The following is a 15,549-nucleotide window of genomic DNA, read 5'->3' as shown; positions in this document are numbered from 1 at the left end:
AGGGGCGGGCATCGCGTGACGCAGGGTCAGTCGGTTGCGCGGCGGCGCAGCAGATACACGCTGGCGCCCAGCACTCCCGCCACCAGGGCGGCACCCACGGCGAGCTGCCCGGCGTCGAAACCGGCGCTGCTGCCGCCGATGCCGGCCTTCACGCCGTGCCGGATGCCTGAGGCGGCAATCGTCAGCATGGTCGTCCCGCGCTCCCCGTTGCAGTTGAACTCCACCTCGTACTGAGCTCCGGGCTTGGCGTCGTCATAGACCCGGGCCGTCGCGGTGTGCCCCTCGTTCAGTTCGGTGGCATCGAAGACGGGGGCATCGACGGAGACCGTGGGGACCTCGCATGCGTTCGCGCTCAACGTGACGATCCCGCCCGGCGACACCGTCGTGGGCGACACGGAGAACCCGAACGACGTCACGTCGGGCTGCGTGCCCACGTCGTCGGCGAGCGCGGCAGGCGCTGCCGTCAGCAGGCCGACCAGGGACAGGATCAGGCTGGGCGTCATGAGCGAGCGGCGCATCGAACCTCCACGGGGCAACGGCAGCGAGCGCGGACGGGCCCGCAAGTGAGACCAAGCCCAGCGGCAAAGGGCCTGCTCGGCCACCGGTGTACCGCCAAACGACGGCACCCCAGCACAGCCCGCCCCGGCGCCTCCGGGTCAGCGCCCCGCACAAGGTGCCGGTCCGATGACACCCCGCCGCCCCTGGTGGTTGACGCGGAGTCAGGACATGCGGCTGCCTCGTTCAGTGGAGGGGTCCCGAAATTCGGCGTTCCTACAGGCCGTCCAGTCGCCTGGTCACTGCGTCGAGCGTCGGCCAGGGAGGACCCGCTCGCAGCAGGCGCAGGAATTCCTCTCCGAATTGTCTGCCCCTCGGAAACTGGTCGCCGAGCTCCCAACGCCAGGCGGCGACCATCGCGACAACGAGTTGACGACACTCGTCCAGCAGCGCTTGGTCGATGCCTGGGTAGTGCGCGCAGACCGCCTCGGGAACATGGGCGAGATCGAACTCGACGGGTCCCCGGCAGCACGTCTCAAGGTCGATGAACAACGGGCCGTTCTCGGTGCTGAGCACATTGCCTGGATGCGGTTCGCCGTGGAGCAGTTGTTCCTCGGCGCCGCGGTCCTCGATCGCTCGTCGCAGGCGTGCCAGCGTGCCGCTGAGAAACACGCGGTCCGCATCGACGAGTTCCGGCGAGCGGTCCGGGTCGGCGACCACGTCTTCCGCCTCCGTGATCCGGTCCGTGAATCTCGGGCTCGGCACATCGACCTTGCGCATGCCGGCGTGCAGCTGCTGCAGCGCCCTGGCGTAGTCGACTGGTGGGGTGTGCGGTGTCACGGGTTCGTAGAAGGTCCACAGCGTCACTGCGAAGCCGTCGCGTCTGTACACACGGGGGTCCACCCGAGGCTCCAGGGGACACACCGGGGCGCCGACCTCGGTGAGCCGCCGGGCGAGCTCGACTTCGAACTGTGCGACTTCTTGTCCCACGGGGGCGATCCGGGCGAAGACGTCGCCCGACGTGAGGCGCAGTGCCAGCTTGTTCGAGTTGTGGAGAACGACGGCCTCGTCCGCCGGCAGGCCGAGCGATGCGGCTGCCGAAGTCGCAGCCGCGATCGCGCGCGTGAGGTCGCTCATTTCCACCCTGGCATCCTGGCACACAGGGTCGAGAGCGACGTCGAACCGGCTTGGTCAGCGTTCGTAGGTGCCGGTCAGTCGGCCGCGGCCGAGAACCTGTGCGCCGATCGTGGGCAGGAACGCACGGGGACGGGCCTGGTCGGCGGGTTTGCCGGAGGTGGTGGTGTCCGCCGGCGCTGCCAGGGCGAACAGCTGGAAGACGTAGCGGTGGGGTCCGTGGCCCTTGATGGGGCCAGGGCCTTGGTAACCGCGCCCGATGGTGGCCCGCAGCGGGCGTACACCCTTGGCCGGCTGTTTCGCGTGGAGGGCGCCGTCGGCGAGGCTGTGTACGTCGGGGTCGATCAGCGCCACGCAGTGCACGGCCGGCTTGGGCAGAGGGACGTCGATGTCCTCGACGACCAGCAGGAGTTGGGCGGTGTCCTGCGGCGGCGTGCTCCAGGCCAGGTGCGGCGACAGGTTCTTGCCGCCGATGGTGCCGGCGGTGTGTTCCTGGAGCATCGCGGTGTTGTGCTCGAAGTGCTGGCTGGTGAGCGTCAGCGTCTCGGGTCCTTGCAGGTTGGGCCGGTTCCAGGCCATGTGGGCCTCGCCGGCGCGGCGGTTGTGCAGCAGGCGTCCGAGCAGACTCATCGGCTGTTCTCCATCATGTCGATCACGTCAGCGGTGGTGGCGGTCTCGCCGAGCTTGGGAAAGACGCGCTCGATGCTGTGGCGGTGGGAGTCGACGTCGGGGTCGTTCATGGCGTCGGTGGCCAGGACGACGTGGTAGCCGTGGTCGGCGGCCGAGCGCGCGGTCGACTCCACCCCTGAGGCGGTCGCAATGCCGGTGAGCACGATCTGGGTGACACCCAAGTCACGCAGGAGCGTGTCGAGTCCGGTGTCGTGGAAGGCGCTGCGGCGCCGCTTGGTGATCAGGTGGTCGGTGGGCTGGACGTCGAGTTCGTCGTTGAGGTCGGCCCATCCGGGGGGCAGTGCGACGGTTCCGCCCCCTCCGGCGTCGGTGCGTCCGGGTGCGCGGCCGGTGACGTTGACCAGGACCACGGGCAGCTCGTGCCTGCGGAAGGCTGCGGCCAGCTCGCTGCTGTGCCGCACGGTAGTGGCGGTGTCCTGGCCGGGATGGGATTGCGTGATGCCCTTTTGCAGGTCGATGACGACGAGGGCCGGGCGGGCGTCGATGGCGGTCAGTGCCATGGTGCAGGTTCCTTACTTGGGGGGGATCAGTTGCTGGGTTCCGGCAGCCGAGTGGTCAAGCCGACGGTGCAGGGCGCTGATCGGCGTCGTCCGCAGTCGTGTGCCGGCTGCGGGTCTTCCTCCTGGAGCCGGCGCTGCGCAGGAGCGAGGCGAGTGCGGCGAGGAGGGCGAGGGCCGCGCCGAAGGCGAACACGATCACGAGTCCGCTGTGAAAGGGCCCGGAGATCAGATGCGGGAAGAACTCGCCTCCGGTCAGGGTGTGTTGCTGTGCCGCGCTCAGGTGGGCGAGAGTCCCGCTGGGCCGGAGCAGGTAGGCGATCGGATTGACCCCGAGCTGCGCCGCGAACAGCGAGGAGACCGGGGGCAGGTTGGCGACCTGGGTGGCGACTGCGGGTGAGACGCCCTGATCCTGCAGTCCGGTGGCGAGGGAATGCGGAAGGGTGCCGGCCAGTCCGGCGATCATCAGGGAGAAGAACACGCCGATCGAGATGGCAGTGCCGGAGTTCTGGAACGTGGCCCGCATTCCGGAGGCGACACCGCGCAGATGGGCGGGCACGCTCCCCATGATCGAGGAGGAGTTGGGAGAGGCGAACATGCCGCTTGCTATCCCGTTCACCGCGATCAGTACCGCGAAGATCCAGTAGCTGAAGTCGATCGGTACGAGCATCAGGCCGATGAAGCTGCCGCCGAACAACAGCGCGCCGCCGGTCGCCAGCCATCGGGAGCCGAGCCGGTCCGACAGATAGCCGCAGACCGGGCCCGCCGCGAGGAAGCCCGCGGTCAGCGGCAGCATGAAGATGCCCGCCCACAGAGGTGTGTCCTCGTAGCTGTAGCCGTGCACCGGGAGCCAGATGCCCTGCAGCCAGATCACCAGGACGAACTGGAGGCCGCCGCGGCCGATGGAGACGGCGAGGCCCGCCAGGTTGCCGAAGGTGAAGGCCCGGCTGCGGAACAGACTCAGGTCGATCATCGGGGCCGACACGCGCCGCTCGATGCATACGAACGCCGCCAGGAGCAGCAGTCCGCCGATGATCAGCACGTCGACCAACGGGTTGGTCCAGCCCATGGTGTGCCCACCGTAGGGCTGCAGGCCGAAGGTGACGGCGATCAGGACGGCGCTGAGTCCCACCGCGAAGGTGATGTTGCCCCACCAGTCGATCCGGCCGCCGCCGCGCGGCCCGGCCTCGCGCAGGGTGCGATAGGCCCACACGGTGAAGAACACGCCGACGGGGACGTTCACCCAGAACACCGCGCGCCAGTCCCACGCGGCGAGCAGCCCGCCCGCGACCAGGCCGATGAACATGCCGCCCAGAGCCGCGACCTGGTTGATGCCCAGGGCGAAGCCGCGCTGCTCCTTGGGGAAGGCGTCGGTGAGGATCGCCGCCGAGTTCGCGGTGAGCATCGAGCCGCCGACGGCCTGTGCCACGCGCCAGCCGATCAGCCACATCGCGGCGTGGCCGCCGTCGAACGGGTCGAAGGACAGCAGGATCGAGGCGAACGTGAAGACCGCGAACCCACTGTTGTAGATCTTGACCCGGCCGTACATGTCGCCCAGCCGTCCCACCGTGGCCACGAGGACGGCCTGGACCAGCCGGTACCCCATGATCATCCACAGCAGATAGGCGATGTTGCCCGGGGCGAGCGGATCCAAGTGGATGCCCCGGAAGATCGCCGGCAAGGAGATCAGGACGATGGAGCCGTCCAGCGCGGACATGAAGACCGCGGCGGTCGTGTTCGTCAGTGCCGTCCACTTGTACCGGTCATCGGGAACGGGGCGCTGCGCCGGTATCGCAGAGGGAACCTTCATCGATGTGTTTCCTCGCCACTCACGTCAGAGGTTCCTGGCCAGCCGCTCCAGCAGCGGGGCGGCCGCTGCGAGTCGCCGCAGATCCGCCTGGGTGAATGCGCCGCCGCCCAGCGCGCGGGCGAGCTGCTCGGTGCGGGCGTTGCGCTTCTCCTGCAGGGCCCGTTGACCCGCTTCGTTCACGGACAGCAACATCCGCCGGCCGTCCTCGGGATCCGCGCGCCGATCGACCAGGCCGCGCTCCCGCAGCGTCCTGATCGTCGCGCCCATGGCCTGTGCCGTGATCTGCGCGTCGCGGGCCAGCTCCGACGAGGAGGCGGGCCCCGCCCGCTCCAGCAGGGACAGGGCGCTGCGCTCGGGCATCGACAGGCCCTGCTCGATCGGGACGAGGCGCACCCGCCGCAGCAGCAGCGTGATGCTCGCCAGCAGATCGGAGGCGACTCCGTCGGAGTCCACATCATCAGTCACATTGATAAGGCTACATGATAAGGCTGGTTTACCAATTTCAGAGGGTCGTCCCCTTCGCCCGCGCGCCCAGCCGGACCGGGCGTGCGGGCGATCAGCTCGTGGGCGCGTAGGCCTTCCAGGCCTGCGACGTCGTCAAGCGCCGCATCCGCCTATCGGGCAAGCGAGTCCAGGGCCGCTGCGACCGGAACGGGATCCAGCGGGCCGACGTGAGAGGCCTCGGGGAAGTCGTGCACGCGGAAGCTGTTGCCGGGCGTGAGCGCGTCGGCCTCCGCGATCATCCTGTCCTGGAGCGCCGTGGCGATCGTCCGGTCCTTGCCGAAGCGCAGGTAGCTACGGGGAACACGTCCCCAGGCGTCGGCCCGGCCCACCGCTCGACCCGCGTAGGCGGCGACGGGCTCGTCCGTCTGCATGCCGGCCAATGTCCGGCGGAACGCGGCGTCGGGGTAGTCCGCGCAGATCATCTCCTTCAAGAGGGCCAGCTCACGGCTGTCACCCGTCCGGAAGTTCAGGCGCAGTACACCGAGCCGGTCCGGGTCCCCCACCGTCAGCTCGACCGGGCTGACGGCGTTCGCGTTCTCAGGAGCCGCCGTACACGCGTCCGCGGTGGGCAGGACACGGCTGGGGCAGAAGGCCGCCATGTAGCAAATATGGTGCAGCAGATGCGGCACGGCATCGCCGACACGGCTGACCGACACCCCGCCCAGGCTGTGCCCGACCAGCACCACCGGGCCGTTCCGTGCCGCCCGCCGTACGACGTCCGTGACGCGTGCCTCGTAGTCCCGCAGATCGAGCCCCTTCAGCGGGGAAGGCTCGGCCGCCATCGCCTTGAGGTCCTGCCGCTGGTACGACTCCGGCACGAAGGCCTCCGCGCCGTGCCGCGGCTGGTCCACCATGACGACGCGGTGACCGCGCAGGGTCAGCTCACGCGCGATCGGCATCCAGAACGCGCCGGCGCTATGGGTGCCGTGCACCAACACGTACGTGGTGGGTCCGCGACGTGCGTCCGCCGCGGCCGGCGAGGTTCCCAGGCCGGTGGCCAGTGCCGCGCCGCCCACCGCCAGCCCCAGTCCGCGCAACGCTGCGCGCCGAGTGGTACCTGTTCCTTCTTCGTCTGTCATTTTCCTCATGAACACGACGCTATGAAAGCCCCACGCGGCTCACCAGCGGCCCAGCTCCACTACCGAGGTGGACCCAACACCACCGTGCAGCAAGGTGGTTCGACGTGGTCCGGAAGCGTGAGACTCCCGATGGCCCTGGCCGGGCGGCCTCCCGGGCAGCGGTCGGGGCGCGCAGGAGCGGAGTTGAGGACCGGCACGGCGAACAGGCGTCTTGAAAGCGGCAGTTTGCTGCGCTCGTGCATGCCCCCGCGATGGTCACTCAGCGCGGCGGAGCCCCCTGAGGAGTCGGGTCAGTGGCGCTCCGGGTCGAACTCCAGCACCTGCGTGAGCCGGATGTTGTTCCCCGACGGGTCCCGGAACGACGTGTCGATCCCGTACGGCTGCACCGTCGGCGGGTCGTTGAACTCGACACCCCGGGCGGACAGCTCGTCATACACGGCCTTGCAGTCGTCGGTCTCCAGGAACAACGTGCCGCCCGCACCCTTGGCCACCAGATCCGACAGTTGGGCGGCGGCGACCTCGTCCAGCATCGGCTGCCCCGGTACCGGCATGAGCACGAGCGCCGGTCCGTCACCGGGCGGCGCGACGCACAGCCACCGGAAGCTCCAGGCCTCCATCGTCACGTCGGCCCGGACCTCCCACCCGAGTTTGTTCCTGTAGAAGTCGAGCGCCGCGTCCTGGTCGTGCACCCAGAACTGCGCATTGGCGATCTTGATCGTCGTCATGACGGCTCCTCGGTCGTTGCCTTCAACCGACGCTATGCAGCGCTCGCCCCTGTGTCTTCTCGAAACGTGCGGTTCCGCGGCCGCCCGTAAGCCATCGCCACACAGCGAGGTACGCGCACATGCCGCGCGGCAGCCGGATGCGCCGTCCGGTACGCCTGCGGGGTCATCCCGTACATCCTGCGAAAACTCGTCGTGAACGAGCCGATGCTCCGCAGACCGACGGCGACGCCGATCGCGGCCACGCTCCAATCGGTCGCCAGCAGAAGGGCGGCGGCCCGCTCCAGCCGACGCGTCAACAAGTACTGGTGCGGCGACTCGCCGAACGCGGCCTTGAAGCTGCGGCTGAAGTGGGCCGGGGACAGCGCGGCGGCCGCGGCCAGGTCGGCCACCGTGAGTGCCTCGCTGTAGCGGGCGTCCGCGAGATCCCTGGCGCGGAGCAGATGACGAGCGATCGGAACGTGGGCCACAAGACCCATTGTGCGGCCACCCGAGCCCACCGGCCCCGGCGCGCTGGCACCGGCCCCTGTCCCCCGCCGTTCAGCTGGCGGGCGGAGCGGACCAGGCCACGTCGTCACGCCCGCAGGTAGGCGAGGACGGCGAGGACGCGGCGGTGGCCCTCGGTGTCGACCGGGAGGTCCAGCTTGTTGAAGATGTTGCCGATGTGCTTGTTCACGGCCGCTTCGCTGATGAACAGGTGCTGGGCGAGGCCGGCGTTGGTGCGGCCCTCGGCGACCCCTGCGAGCACCTCGCGCTCCCGGGCGCTCAGCCGGTCCACCGGGTCCCGGCGCAGCCGCACCAGCTGGGTGATGACCTCCGGATCGACGACGGTGCCGCCTGCGGCGACCCGCTCGATCGCAGCCATGAAGTCGGCGAGCGCGCTCACCCGCTCCTTGAGCAGGTACCCCACCCCGGCGCCGCCGCCCGAGTCGAGCAGACGCAGCGCGTAGGAGCGCTCTACGTACTGGCTCAGGACGAGTACCGGCAGACCGGGGAAGTCCTCGCGCAGGGTCACCGCCGCGCGCAGGCCGTCGTCGCTCAGCGCCGGCGGCATCCTGACGTCCGTGACGATCAGATCCGGCTGCTCGGCGCGTACCGACGCGACCAGCGCGTCCGCGTCCCCGACGGCGGCCACCACCTCGTGGCCGACCCGTTCGAGCAGTCCGACCAGGCCTTCGCGCAACAGCACGGCGTCCTCGGCCACGATCAGGCGAAGCGACACGGAACCTCCACGTGCAACAGGGTGGGACCACCGACAGGACTCGACACCCGCATCCGGCCGTCCAGGGCAGTGACCCGGTCCGCGAGTCCGGTCACGCCACTGCCCGCCTCCGCGTCGACGCCGCCGTGGCCGTCGTCCCTGATGTCGAGGATCAACAGATCGGAATGGTAGCGACCGTGCACCTCGGCACGGGTGGCCCCGCTGTGTTTGGCGATGTTGGTCATGGCCTCGTTGATGAGGTAGTACATCGTCGTCTCCACCTTGCGCGGCAGCCGTTGGGGAAGTCGCAGGTCGACGGTCACCGGGACGGGGAATCGGCCGGCGTAGTCCTCGATCGCCGCGACGAGGCCGTGGTCGGCGAGGACGGGCGGGTTGAGGCCCCGGATCAGCGCCCGCAACTCCTGGTGAGCGGTGGACAGTTGCGCCTCGGCCTGATTCAGCAGCTCAACCTGTGCGGAGTCCTCGGGGATCTCCAGGCGCAGCAGTGCCAGGGTCATCCCGAGCGAGACGAGGCGCTGCTGCGCCCCGTCGTGCAGGTCCCGTTCGATGCGCACGCGCTCGGCGTCGAAGGAGTCGAGCAGCCGCGACTGTGACGCACGGACCTCGCGCAGTTCCTCTCCCAGCTCCTTGTCGCGCGGTGCGAGGAAGGTACGTGCCATGGCCGCACGCGCACCGGCCCATGAGGTCACCGTGTACGGGGAGGCGAGCAGGATGATCGCCCCGAACACCGTCCAGGGCCAGGTGTCCGCGTCGGTGGACGCAAACGTCGTGGCGGGGATACCGAAGGAGAAGCCGAGGACCATCAGGTCCATCCACCACAGCGCGGCGGCCGACAGCAGCGTGAACATCAACTCCCGCCACGTCACCTGCTCCTTGAGCCGGGTGGCGACCCAGGCGCGCAGACCGGGGCTGTCCGGAGGCTGGTGCGGGTCGGGGACGGGGTCCAGGTCCACCAGGCGCAGCCGGCGCCGCTCGATCCGGGCGACCAGCGTGGAGACCAGCACCATGCCCACCAAGGGCGCGACGCCGATCAGCACGACCAGCAGGGCGAGCCCCGCGGCCAGGCCCAGTGCGAAGACCACGACGGCCGCGGCGCCGACCACGACGCCCCCGCTCAGATAGGCCAGCGACCGCCAGGGCCAGCTCGACGTCAGAAAGCTCACAGGACGCTGAGCCATGGCCTGCCAGGCCGTCGTGGGTTGCATGCGATCAACGTAACCGCGAGGAACGGGACGTGGGGACGCGTCCCGGGAGACCGGCGGCCCGGGACCGGCAAAGGTAGTGCTGCCTCTACCTCAGGAGTAGAGGGTGCGTGAGTGCCCGGACGGCGCTGATCCAGTGGAATCAACGCATGACGACAACGAGGCAAGCCCCGGCGCGGGACGCGGTCGAACTCCACGGTGTCCGCAAGGTCCACGGCACCGGTGGACATCAGGTGACCGCACTGGACGGTGTCTCCCTCACGTTCCCGCGCGGCACCTTCACCGCGATCATGGGACCGTCCGGTTCGGGCAAGTCGACCCTTCTGCAGTGCGCGGCAGGGCTGGAGCAGCCGACCGAGGGGCGGATCGTCCTCGCCGGCGTGGACATCGCCACCCGGAACGAGCGGCAGCGCACCGAACTCCGGCGCGACCACGTCGGATTCGTCTTCCAGGCCTTCAACCTGGTGGAGTCGCTCACCGCGGCGCAGAACGTCGAGCTGCCGTCCCGGTTCGCAGGTCGCAAGGTCAGCCGTGAGCAAGTGGCGGGCGCACTCGACGCGGTGGGCCTCGCCGACCGTGCCGGGCACCGGCCCAGCCAGCTGTCCGGCGGCCAGCAACAGCGGGTGGCTCTCGCCCGTGCCCTGGTCACCCGCCCCGATGTCCTCTTCGCGGACGAGCCGACCGGCGCCCTGGACACCCATACCTCCCGCGAGGTGCTGCGGATGATGAGGATGCTGGTGGACCGTGAGGGCCAGAGCACCCTCATGGTCACGCACGACCCGGTGGCGGCGTCCGTGGCCGACGTCGTGGTCTTCCTCAAGGACGGCCGTATCGCCGATCACGTTCCGCTCGACCGCACCGCTGTCGGCGACAACGCCGCCGCGATCGCCACGCACATGGCCAGGATGGAGGCGTGATGCTGATTCTCGCGAACGTGCGGACCCGCTGGTCCAGCCTCCTCGGAACCTTCGTCGCCGTCCTCGTCGGCGTCGCCCTGATCACGACCACACTGGTCATCTACGACTCCGCCAAGCCCGAGGTTCAGCCCCGTTACGCCGGAACCGCCGCGCTGGCCCTGCCACGTCAGGCCGTCGACGCCGACGGCAGCCCCGAGGACAGAATGCCGTGGGGCAGCTCCGAGGCCGAGCCGCTCGTCAGCGGACTCGACCAGGTGCCCGGGGTGGCCCACGCCGTGGTGGACCGCTCCTTCTACGCCCAGGCGATCGAGAACGGCAAGCCGGTCAGCGACGAGGGCGCCCTGGAGTCGGGCCATGGCTGGGGCAGCGCGCGGACGGCGCCCTACGCGCTGGTCTCCGGCCGGGCGCCGCGGACCGCCGACGAGGTCGTGGTGGACCGGGACCTGCGCGCGGCCGTCGGCAAAGCGCTGACGGTCAACATCACCGAGGGCCGCAGGCAGTTCACCGTCGTCGGCACGGTGGACGGCCCCGGCTACTACTTCAGCGAGGCGTTCGCCGCACGGCAGCAGCCCGGCGTCGGCGCCATCGCCCTGGTGACCGACAAGGGAGCCGACACCGCAGCCGTCGTCGCCGCGGCGAAGAAGGTCCTCGGCGACAAGGGCGACGTGCTCTCCGGCGACGCCCGCGCGGAGCCGCAGCCTCAATACATCGCGCACAAACGTTTCCTGGGGGTCCAGCTCATCAGCGCGATGGCGCTCCTCGGCCTGTTCACCACGGTGTTCGTGGTCGCCTCCATGCTGGTCCTGGCAACCGGGATGCGCCGTCGTGAGATCGGTCTGCTGCGCACCATCGGCGCCGCCCCCCACCAGGTCAAGCGCATGATCCTCGGTGAGGCCGCGGTGGTCGGCCTGCTCGGTTCGATCGCCGGATGCGTGGTCGGCGTAGCGGCGGCACCGCTGCTGCGGAACATCCTCCAGGGCCTGGCCGTGGCGCCGCCCGACATGCAGGTCACCGTCGCCGCGTGGCCGCTGCTCACGGGCTGCGCGGTCGGCATCGGGGTCAGTGTGATCGGTGCTTGGACCGCGGGTCGCAAGGCCGCCCGAGTCGCCCCCATCGAGGCCCTCCTGGACAGTCGTGCCGCGAACAAGGGCATGGGGCGCGGCCGTTGGATCGCCGGTCTCGCCGTCCTCGGCACCGGTGTGCTCCTGGCCGTCGGCACCACCACCTCCAGCGCCGACAACCGCATCAACATGGCGATCTTCGCCACCATGACCCTGATCGTCGCGGCCGCTCTGCTGACCCCCGTGTTCCTCGCGCCGGTCGGCCGGTTCCTGACCGCTCCGTTCCAGCGCGGCGGTTCCGCGGCACCGGTCCTGATCAGGGCCGAGCTCGTCGCCAATCCGCGTCGCGCCGCTTCCCTGGCGGCCCCCGTGATCGCCGCCGTCGGCTTCGCGGTGCTGCTCAGCGGCATGGTGGAGACCATGCGGGTCGCCTACCCGGCCGGCGAAGCACTGAAGGTCGCGGGCCAGACGATCGTCACGGCGGACGGCACCCCCGGCAACACCGACGAGGTCGTCACCGCCAACCCGGTGGGCAAGGCTGCCCTGCCGACCCGCGCGTTCGTCCTCAAGGACGCGAAGAACGCGAAGGACATCCGTGACTCCGCACAAGACGCGAACGCCGGCGACGCGACCGTCCTGGACGTCCTGGGCAGCCGGGACCCGCGCTGGAGCAAGCCGGGCGCGGCCGTCCTCGGCGAGCACATCGCGAAAGACCTGGGCCTGAGGAAGAACCAGAAGGTGCCCGTCCGGTTCACCGACGGCGCGACCGTCATCCTGCGCGTCGGCTCGGTCCTGCCCGACGACCCGGCCCGCGGTGACTTCGTGGTCGCACGCGACCTGGTCCGTGCGCACGACCCGGCCGCGCTCACCGACGACATCTTCGTCCCCGGCAGCGCCAAGGCGTCCGCAGCCGTCCCCGGCACCGCCCTCCACGACGCCGCCGCGTACGCGCTGGCCGACTACGAGACCGATGCCAAGCTGACCGACAGCCTCGCCATGATGCTGATCGTGATCGCTGTCGGCTACAGCGTGATCGCCGTCGCCAACAGCATGGCCATGGCCGCCCACGGCCGGCGCCGTGACTTCGCTGTCATGAAGTCCGCGGGCGGCACCGTCCGCCAACTGCTCCTGGTGTCCGTCGGCGAGACGTGCCTGGTCATCGTCATCGGCGCTGCCCTCGGCATCCTGGTGACGCTGCCCCCGTTGGCGGGCATGGCCTCCGGCCTCTCCCAGTCCACCTCCTCCGACGTGAGCCTGCACCTGAGCGGCGGCACCCTCTCCACGGCCGTCGCGGGCACCCTCGTGGCGGCCGTCCTCGCCGGACTCGCGGTCACCGCGAAGACGCTGCGCAGGCAGAGCGCGTAGGCAACCCGCCCGAAGGCGCACGACCCGGAACACGCACCCCGCCCACGGCGCGCGAGCAGCAGCCCCACCGATCCCCCGGGCTGCATTCCACCGACCATGCGGCATCACGCCACGTGAGGGTCAAGAAGTGCCGGTGATCGGCCCAGGTCGAGTGAGGCGTCGAGGTGGCCGACCAGGAAGCGGGCGGCGCGGTCGAGAGCGGCGTCCGCCTCGTCGAGGCGTCCGTGCTCGCTCTGGTAGACGTGCGGGAGACCCGGCCCGATCTCCAGCGTGACCTCGACGTCGGCCGCGCCGGCGCGGCCGGCCAGGCCGACGGAGTCGTCGAGCAGCACCTCGTTCGCCCCCACCTGCACGAGCAGCGGGGGCAGGCCGGAGAGATCGGCGAACACCGGGCTGGCCAGGGGATGGCTCCGGACGCCCGCGCCGACGTAGAGATCCGCGTACGCACGTACGTCGGCCTCGGTGAAGATCGGGTCGGCCTCCTCCTTGGTGCGCATGCTCGGTCCCGAGAGGGTGAGGTCGACCCACGGGGAGAAGAGGACCGCGGCGGCAGGCTGCGGCAGTCCCGCCTCCCGTACGGCGAGCAGGGTGGCGACGCTCAGGCCGCCGCCGGCGGAGTCTCCGGCCACGACGACCTCTCGCGGGTCGACTCCGGTGGCCAGCAGGTCGCGGTAGGCGGCGAGCCCGTCGTCGACCGCCGCAGGGAAGACGTGTTCGGGAGCCAGCCGGTAGTCCACCGACGTCGCCCGCAGTCCGGCGCGGCCGGCGAGTTCACCGACCAGGCCGGTGTGGGTGTCCGGGGAGCCGATGACGTAGCCGCCGCCGTGGAAGTAGAGCAGCCGACCGCGGTCCGCCGCACCGGCCGGCTCCAGATCCAGGGCGGGCCGCCCACCCAGGACGGTCCTTCGCGTAACCACTCCGTCCGGTGCGGGTCGCGTCATGGCCGTGGCGAACTCGGTGCGCAGTTGTGCGGGGGTGGGCCGCGTCTCGCTGCGCGGGGCGGAGCGGAGCAGGGCGTCCAGGGCTTGGCGCTGCTGTCGGGACATGGCGGGCCTCCGTCGGATCGGGATGCGAAGATGGATTCCTTGGAATCCATCTGTTGTGCCCAACCGGCTTCCAAGGAAGATGATTCCCGGGAATCTACTGGAGGTTCTGTGAGCCACGTCACCCCGACATTCCTCGACCTCGTCCGCGTGGAGACCCGTCTCTACAACGCGGTCGGTGTCCGGCTGCGCGCCGAACACGGTCTGACACTGGGCCAGTTCGAGTTCCTTCAGATCATCGAGCGGGTGGACGGATGCCGCGTCCTCGACATCGTGAGCGAGCTGGCGATCACCGTGGGCGCCGTCAGCAAGGCAGTCGACCGGCTGGTGGCCGCGGGCTGGTGCGTGCGGCTCGCGCACCCGCAGGATCGCCGCTCCTCCGTACTGCGCCTCACACCCGAGGGCGAGGAGATCCTGACGGCTGCCCGGCCCGCGGTCGAGACCGCACTCGCGTCACTGACCCAGAGTGTTCCCGCCGCCGACCTCAGACACCTCGCCACCACCCTGACCACCCTGCGCGCGACCCTGGAAGCAGAGAACCTGGGCCAGCCGGGCTGAAGGAGCGAACCGTCACGCCCACAACGCGTCGTCACACGGTGATCGGCAAGGACGTCCCCGTCTCCTCGCAGAAGGTCTGCAACGCGCTGGTCATCTGCGGTCCGCGGACAGCGACTTGGACGAGTCGCGGAGACCTGTGCGTCACCGCGGTCAAGAAATCCCCGACGGGTTTCCCCACAGTGCATCCGCCAAGGCCCCTGCACCGGAAGAGGAGGTACGGCGGCGGGCTGGACCCCTGCCTCCGTCCAAGGCCGGTGTCGTCGGATGCCTGCACATCCGGCGACACCGGCGACCACTGGCGCGCGCCGCCTCGGTCACTAACCGTCCGAACCTGGCGACGAAGACCGCGGTGGATACGGCGTGCGTGCCGCCCTGTTGGGCCAGCCCCCTGGCCGCGCCGCCCCCACGGGAACGACGCGGCCGCGGCAGCCTGTTCGTCTCATGGTGAGACGCCGGGGGCCGACCGGCTGCGTCACGCTCGACGCGCGGTGCCTCCGCCGGAGGCCGCACGGGAGGCGGGACATGGCTGTGCAGGCGTGGCACCACAGGGAGCGGCTTCTGTTTCTAGGTGGGGCGGGGCTCCTCATGGCGATGTGCGGGGCCGTCGCCACTCTTGCGGGGGTACCGTCCGCCCGCGGTCTCGCCATGGCCGGTCTCGTACTGGCTGTCTGGGAGGCCCTGGGACTCGCCCTGTGGGCCGTGCGGACCGGCGACGGGCGCCGCCGGCAAGGCGGCTGACGGCAAGGCGGCGGGCACCGGCCTAGGGACTCAGCCGGATCCCGTACGCCGTGATCTTCCGGTAGATCGTCGCCCGGGAGATGCCGAGCGCCTTGGCGGCCCTGGCCTTGTCGCCGCCGTGGTCCAGGAGGGACTGGACGATCAGCTCGCGCTCCGTGGCCTCCCAGGCGGACAGCGGGTGGCGGCTGTGCGTCAGGAGGGACGGGGGCAGGTCCGTGTCCTCGATCCGCGTGTCCGTCCGGTGCGCCAACGCGTAGCGCAGGGAGCCCTCCAGTTGGCGCACGTTGCCCGGCCAGGGGGCGCGGGACAGGGCGCGCAGCGTGCCTTGGCTGCACTGCGCCGCCACGTCGCCACGGGTGTGCCGGGCCGTCAACAGCGTGGCGAGCGCCGGGATGTCGGCCGTGCGGTGACGCAGTGGGGGCACGGTGACCTCGGCGCAGAAGCGGTCGCGGAGCGTGGCGCGGGGGTCGGCAGGCCGGGCCGTGGACGGGTCGCCGCTGTCGGCGCCGGTG

At 70.4% G+C, this 15,549-nt stretch carries 16 protein-coding genes; 3 read left to right on the top strand and 13 right to left on the bottom strand.

All coding sequences use genetic code 11. The features are described from left to right. Nucleotides 1-26 precede the first annotated feature (26 nt). The 11 genes from G3I40_RS37400 to G3I40_RS37350 all read right to left on the bottom strand — a co-directional run bounded on the left by G3I40_RS37400 (nt 27) and on the right by G3I40_RS37350 (nt 9,358). Nucleotides 27-518: a hypothetical protein gene (locus tag G3I40_RS37400; protein WP_164559264.1), complete on the bottom strand. Its 492-nt coding sequence runs from the start codon at nt 516-518 to the stop codon at nt 27-29. Between the two features lie 253 nt (nt 519-771). Next, on the bottom strand, nt 772-1,632 hold the full coding sequence (locus tag G3I40_RS37395) for an aminoglycoside phosphotransferase family protein (protein ID WP_164559263.1): 861 nt from the start codon (nt 1,630-1,632) through the stop codon (nt 772-774). Between the two features lie 54 nt (nt 1,633-1,686). Further along, on the bottom strand, nt 1,687-2,259 hold the full coding sequence (locus G3I40_RS37390) for a YbhB/YbcL family Raf kinase inhibitor-like protein (protein ID WP_164559262.1): 573 nt from the start codon (nt 2,257-2,259) through the stop codon (nt 1,687-1,689). Continuing rightward, nucleotides 2,256-2,819, bottom strand: coding sequence for an isochorismatase family protein (locus G3I40_RS37385; protein WP_164559261.1), 564 nt, complete (start codon nt 2,817-2,819; stop codon nt 2,256-2,258). Before G3I40_RS37385 ends, G3I40_RS37390 begins: the two co-directional genes overlap by 4 nt. Nucleotides 2,820-2,874: 55 nt before the next feature. Beyond that, nucleotides 2,875-4,626: an MFS transporter gene (locus G3I40_RS37380; RefSeq protein WP_164559260.1), complete on the bottom strand. Its 1,752-nt coding sequence runs from the start codon at nt 4,624-4,626 to the stop codon at nt 2,875-2,877. A gap of 24 nt (nt 4,627-4,650) precedes the next feature. Beyond that, the gene (locus tag G3I40_RS37375) at nt 4,651-5,091 is read right to left on the bottom strand and encodes a MarR family transcriptional regulator (RefSeq protein ID WP_164559259.1); all 441 of its coding nucleotides are present in this window, start codon (nt 5,089-5,091) and stop codon (nt 4,651-4,653) included. Between the two features lie 149 nt (nt 5,092-5,240). Then, entirely contained in the window at nt 5,241-6,146 is a 906-nt protein-coding gene (locus G3I40_RS37370; protein ID WP_343245144.1) for an alpha/beta hydrolase, read from the bottom strand. A gap of 353 nt (nt 6,147-6,499) precedes the next feature. Further along, complete coding sequence (locus G3I40_RS37365) at nt 6,500-6,934, bottom strand: VOC family protein (protein WP_164559257.1); 435 nt, start codon at nt 6,932-6,934, stop codon at nt 6,500-6,502. Nucleotides 6,935-6,966: 32 nt separating this feature from the next. Then, entirely contained in the window at nt 6,967-7,410 is a 444-nt protein-coding gene (locus tag G3I40_RS37360) for a helix-turn-helix domain-containing protein (protein WP_164559256.1), read from the bottom strand. Between the two features lie 95 nt (nt 7,411-7,505). Next, nucleotides 7,506-8,153, bottom strand: coding sequence for a response regulator transcription factor (locus G3I40_RS37355; protein WP_343245138.1), 648 nt, complete (start codon nt 8,151-8,153; stop codon nt 7,506-7,508). Further along, a complete protein-coding gene (locus G3I40_RS37350) occupies nt 8,138-9,358 on the bottom strand; it encodes a sensor histidine kinase (protein WP_164559255.1) in 1,221 nt (406 codons plus the stop codon). Before G3I40_RS37350 ends, G3I40_RS37355 begins: the two co-directional genes overlap by 16 nt. A gap of 146 nt (nt 9,359-9,504) precedes the next feature. Here G3I40_RS37350 and G3I40_RS37345 point away from each other — a divergent pair, with 146 nt between their 5' ends. Together G3I40_RS37345 and G3I40_RS37340 are read left to right on the top strand one after the other, a co-directional pair. Then, nucleotides 9,505-10,272 (top strand): ABC transporter ATP-binding protein, encoded by a 768-nt coding sequence (locus G3I40_RS37345; RefSeq protein WP_164559254.1) that lies wholly within the window; start codon nt 9,505-9,507, stop codon nt 10,270-10,272. Next, complete coding sequence (locus tag G3I40_RS37340) at nt 10,272-12,698, top strand: ABC transporter permease (RefSeq protein WP_164559253.1); 2,427 nt, start codon at nt 10,272-10,274, stop codon at nt 12,696-12,698. Before G3I40_RS37345 ends, G3I40_RS37340 begins: the two co-directional genes overlap by 1 nt. Before the next feature lie 104 nt (nt 12,699-12,802). Here G3I40_RS37340 and G3I40_RS37335 read toward each other — a convergent pair whose 3' ends face one another. Further along, the gene (locus G3I40_RS37335) at nt 12,803-13,744 is read right to left on the bottom strand and encodes an alpha/beta hydrolase (RefSeq protein WP_164559252.1); all 942 of its coding nucleotides are present in this window, start codon (nt 13,742-13,744) and stop codon (nt 12,803-12,805) included. Nucleotides 13,745-13,852: 108 nt separating this feature from the next. On the opposite strand from G3I40_RS37335, the gene G3I40_RS37330 reads away from it, so the two are divergent. Further along, nucleotides 13,853-14,299 carry a MarR family transcriptional regulator gene (locus tag G3I40_RS37330; RefSeq protein WP_164559251.1) on the top strand — a complete coding sequence of 149 codons (447 nt, stop codon included), beginning with the start codon at nt 13,853-13,855 and terminating at the stop codon, nt 14,297-14,299. A gap of 760 nt (nt 14,300-15,059) precedes the next feature. Here G3I40_RS37330 and G3I40_RS37325 read toward each other — a convergent pair. Next, on the bottom strand, nt 15,060-15,549 hold a 490-nt coding region (locus tag G3I40_RS37325), incomplete at its 5' end, for a helix-turn-helix domain-containing protein (RefSeq protein ID WP_275410292.1).

Origin of the sequence: Streptomyces sp. SID14478 (genome assembly GCF_010548525.1) — a bacterium.
Classification (GTDB): Bacteria; Actinomycetota; Actinomycetes; order Streptomycetales; family Streptomycetaceae; genus Streptomyces.
This window is presented reverse-complemented; position numbering and strand designations above follow the sequence as displayed.